Here is a 3596-nt window from a genome sequence, read left to right as displayed (position 1 = left end):
CTGAGCCAGGATCAAACTCTCAATAAAAGTTAGAAAGCTTGTATCTTGACTCGTATCTCATCTCTGTAACACTCGTTTAGTTTTCAAGGATCAATGGTGGGCCCAAGAAGATTCGAACTTCCGACCTCACGATTATCAGTCGTGCGCTCTAGCCAACTGAGCTATGGGCCCTTCTATGGAGCGGAAGACGGGATTCGAACCCGCGACCCTCGCCTTGGCAAGGCGATGCTCTACCCCTGAGCCACTTCCGCATGGTCGGAATGCAGGGATTCGAACCCTGGACCTCACGCTCCCGAAGCGTGCGCGCTACCAAGCTGCGCTACATTCCGACGTTGTTGTTTCGTACGTTGTCGCTCACTCTCTCGCGGCAACAGGACTTATCTTAACACGTCCCCTTCCGCATCACAATCGACTTCTCGAAACAAACTTCGGCAAAAAGCGGGATCGACAGGCAGATAAGTCATTCGTACTCGCTTAAACTGCCGATTGCTACGTATCTAGCATCCCCAAACTGCCAGTTGATACAACAAAAAGACCTGATCCATAATGGATCAGGTCTCATTTCTTCGCCTAGCGACGTCCTACTCTCCCAGGACCCTGCGGTCCAAGTACCATACCTACGCTATCGCTCCGGTGGTTCTCCGCTCCGCTGCGAACGCGGCACTGTTTCTATATACTCATAAGATATGAAAAGGACCCGATCTACAAGAGATCGGGTCCTTTTTTGCCTAGCGACGTCCTACTCTCCCAGGACCCTGCGGTCCAAGTACCATCGGCTCTGCAGAGCTTAACTTCTGTGTTCGGGATGGGAACAGGTGTGGCCTCTGCGACATTATCACTAGACGTACAGGATGTACGGTCGATCGACGTTGCGACAGGACGTCGCTGATCTTAGTCGATCTACTTTGTTGGTGGGCCCAAGAAGATTCGAACTTCCGACCTCACGATTATCAGTCGTGCGCTCTAGCCAACTGAGCTATGGGCCCTTCTTATTGGAGCGGAAGACGGGATTCGAACCCGCGACCCTCGCCTTGGCAAGGCGATGCTCTACCCCTGAGCCACTTCCGCATACAGGATGTATGCGTCCAGCGTTGCGACAGGACGTCGCGTTCTTAGCTGGGCTACCTTCGTCCCGCGTTGCGACAGGACGTCGCGTTCTTAGCGGGGCTTCCTTATTATAATGGCGGAGCTGACGGGATTCGAACCCGCGGTCTCCCGCGTGACAGGCGGGCATGTTAGGCCACTACACCACAGCTCCATAAAAATGGTGACTCGTACGGGATTCGAACCCGTGAATGCCGCCTTGAAAGGGCGGTGAGTTAAGCCGCTTCTCCAACGAGCCAAGAAAGATGGTGCCTTTTACCGGAATCGAACCGATGACCTCATCCTTACCATGGATGCGCTCTACCTACTGAGCTAAAAAGGCAACTGGTGGAGATAAGCGGATTCGAACCGCTGACCCCCTGCTTGCAAGGCAGGTGCTCTACCAACTGAGCTATACCCCCGTGTGTTCAACCGCTCACTCGCGGCGACAGAAGTTATCTTATCACGGACATTCTGGACTCTCAATCTCACTCCTTGGTCAAAATTCGACATAAACCGCATTATAAATGAATATAACTACGGAATACTCCCACTTTCTGCGTCTTTCTTAATTTTACTCTTCTATTCTCTACATGCGCCGCACCAACAAAAAAGACCTGATCCAATCTGGATCAGGTCTTTTTCTTCGCCTAGCGACGTCCTACTCTCCCAGGACCCTGCGGTCCAAGTACCATCGGCTCTGCAGAGCTTAACTTCTGTGTTCGGGATGGGAACAGGTGTGACCTCTGCGACATTATCACTAGACGTACAGGATGTACGGTCGATCGACGTTGCGACAGGACGTCGCTGATCTTAGTCGATCTACTTTGTTGGTGGGCCCAAGAAGATTCGAACTTCCGACCTCACGATTATCAGTCGTGCGCTCTAGCCAACTGAGCTATGGGCCCTTCTTATTGGAGCGGAAGACGGGATTCGAACCCGCGACCCTCGCCTTGGCAAGGCGATGCTCTACCCCTGAGCCACTTCCGCACGTACAGGATGTACCGTGTCCAGCGTTGCGACAGGACGTCGCGGTTTTAGCGGGGCTTCCTTCGCGACAGGACGTCGCGCTTTTAGCTGAACTTCCTTAAATGGTGGCTCGGGACGGAATCGAACCGCCGACACGAGGATTTTCAGTCCTCTGCTCTACCGACTGAGCTACCGAGCCATATTGCTATACGTTTTAAGTGGCGGAGCTGACGGGATTCGAACCCGCGGTCTCCCGCGTGACAGGCGGGCATGTTAGGCCACTACACCACAGCTCCATGTGGTTGCGGGGACAGGACTCGAACCTGCGACCTTCGGGTTATGAGCCCGACGAGCTGCCAACTGCTCCACCCCGCGACAATGATTAAGTTTTAAAAATTGGTGGAGGTTGACGGGATCGAACCGCCGACCCTCTGCTTGTAAGGCAGATGCTCTCCCAGCTGAGCTAAACCTCCACGTACAGGACGTACTGTGTACAGCGTTGCGACAGGACGTCGCGCTTTTAGCTGTGCTACCTTAAAAAATGGTGACTCGTACGGGATTCGAACCCGTGAATGCCGCCTTGAAAGGGCGGTGAGTTAAGCCGCTTCTCCAACGAGCCGTACGTGGTGCCTTCTACCGGGATCGAACCGATGACCTCATCCTTACCATGGATGCGCTCTACCTACTGAGCTAAGAAGGCTTAAGTGGTGCCAGAGGTGGGACTCGAACCCACAAAATCACGATTTTGAGTCGCGCACGTATGCCAATTCCATCACTCTGGCGTATTGGCTGGGGTGGAAGGGATCGAACCTTCGCATGACGGAGTCAAAGTCCGTTGCCTTACCGCTTGGCGACACCCCAACTACTACTTTTTGAAAATGGTAGCGGCGGAGGGACTTGAACCCCCGACCTACCGGGTATGAACCGGTCGCTCTAGCCAGCTGAGCTACGCCGCCATGGCGGAGAGAGGGGGATTCGAACCCCCGAGACGTTTTAGGCGCCTACACGATTTCCAATCGTGCTCCTTCGACCAAACTCGGACATCTCTCCAGAATCATATTAGTTCTTTCATTTCTTTCCTCACCGCGTATCTCGCGGCGACAGGACTTATCTTAACATATCCCTACTACCGAATCAATAAAACCAATCAAACAAAAACGATCAAAAACCTCTCGATTCGCCGTTGTCGATAAACCTTCACCATGTAGTGATGTATTTCCTCGACTTTTCATCGAATCTCTTGGTGTGTCGTGATCAAAAAGGACATGATCGTCCTATTTGGCAGATCGGTCACTATGCGCTGATCGTATAGGTGTGCATAATCTCTGCGCTCGAAGTAGTCTCCACTTGCAGGTCCAAATCAAATAGCCGCTGCTTCTTGTTCATGTCATTATCTCCTTTCCGGCCAACAAAAAGACCCGATCTGCGTAAGATCGGGTCCTTCTCTTCGCCTAGCGACGTCCTACTCTCCCAGGACCCTGCGGTCCAAGTACCATCGGCTCTGTGGAGCTTAACTTCTGTGTTCGGGATGGGAACAGGTGTGG

21 tRNA genes and 3 rRNA genes are annotated in these 3596 nt (G+C 52.9%); all 24 read right to left on the bottom strand.

What is annotated here, in order from left to right:
- Positions 1-94: 94 nt before the first annotated feature.
- A tRNA-Ile gene (locus tag EV586_RS20600) sits at positions 95-171 on the bottom strand.
- A gap of 5 nt (positions 172-176) precedes the next feature.
- Positions 177-251 (bottom strand) — tRNA-Gly (locus EV586_RS20595).
- Between the two features lies 1 nt (position 252).
- Positions 253-329, bottom strand: a tRNA-Pro gene (locus EV586_RS20590).
- Positions 330-726: 397 nt separating this feature from the next.
- Positions 727-843: ribosomal RNA gene (gene rrf, locus EV586_RS20585) — 5S ribosomal RNA — on the bottom strand.
- 66 nt (positions 844-909) lie between these two features.
- Positions 910-986, bottom strand: a tRNA-Ile gene (locus EV586_RS20580).
- 7 nt (positions 987-993) lie between these two features.
- Positions 994-1068 (bottom strand) — tRNA-Gly (locus EV586_RS20575).
- A gap of 113 nt (positions 1069-1181) precedes the next feature.
- Positions 1182-1258: transfer RNA gene (locus EV586_RS20570), tRNA-Asp, on the bottom strand.
- A 7-nt stretch (positions 1259-1265) separates the two neighbouring features.
- Positions 1266-1342 (bottom strand) — tRNA-Glu (locus EV586_RS20565).
- 8 nt (positions 1343-1350) lie between these two features.
- Positions 1351-1426, bottom strand: a tRNA-Thr gene (locus EV586_RS20560).
- 3 nt (positions 1427-1429) lie between these two features.
- A tRNA-Ala gene (locus tag EV586_RS20555) sits at positions 1430-1505 on the bottom strand.
- Positions 1506-1731: 226 nt separating this feature from the next.
- A 5S ribosomal RNA gene (gene rrf / locus EV586_RS20550) occupies positions 1732-1848 on the bottom strand.
- Between the two features lie 66 nt (positions 1849-1914).
- A tRNA-Ile gene (locus tag EV586_RS20545) sits at positions 1915-1991 on the bottom strand.
- A gap of 7 nt (positions 1992-1998) precedes the next feature.
- Positions 1999-2073: transfer RNA gene (locus tag EV586_RS20540), tRNA-Gly, on the bottom strand.
- Positions 2074-2175: 102 nt separating this feature from the next.
- Positions 2176-2251 (bottom strand) — tRNA-Phe (locus EV586_RS20535).
- Positions 2252-2271: 20 nt separating this feature from the next.
- Positions 2272-2348, bottom strand: a tRNA-Asp gene (locus tag EV586_RS20530).
- Positions 2349-2351: 3 nt separating this feature from the next.
- A tRNA-Met gene (locus EV586_RS20525) sits at positions 2352-2427 on the bottom strand.
- Positions 2428-2449: 22 nt separating this feature from the next.
- A tRNA-Val gene (locus tag EV586_RS20520) sits at positions 2450-2525 on the bottom strand.
- A 69-nt stretch (positions 2526-2594) separates the two neighbouring features.
- Positions 2595-2671 (bottom strand) — tRNA-Glu (locus EV586_RS20515).
- A gap of 5 nt (positions 2672-2676) precedes the next feature.
- Positions 2677-2752: transfer RNA gene (locus EV586_RS20510), tRNA-Thr, on the bottom strand.
- Between the two features lie 5 nt (positions 2753-2757).
- A tRNA-Leu gene (locus tag EV586_RS20505) sits at positions 2758-2834 on the bottom strand.
- 4 nt (positions 2835-2838) lie between these two features.
- Positions 2839-2913, bottom strand: a tRNA-Gln gene (locus EV586_RS20500).
- Positions 2914-2931: 18 nt separating this feature from the next.
- A tRNA-Met gene (locus EV586_RS20495) sits at positions 2932-3008 on the bottom strand.
- Between the two features lies 1 nt (position 3009).
- Positions 3010-3102 (bottom strand) — tRNA-Ser (locus EV586_RS20490).
- Between the two features lie 399 nt (positions 3103-3501).
- Positions 3502-3596, bottom strand: a 5S ribosomal RNA gene (rrf, locus tag EV586_RS20485); the annotation flags it as partial.

The organism is Tumebacillus sp. BK434, assembly GCF_004340785.1.
Classification (GTDB): domain Bacteria; phylum Bacillota; class Bacilli; order Tumebacillales; family Tumebacillaceae; genus Tumebacillus_A.
Note: the sequence above shows the minus strand (reverse complement) of the source record. Positions and strands in the feature narration are given on the sequence as shown.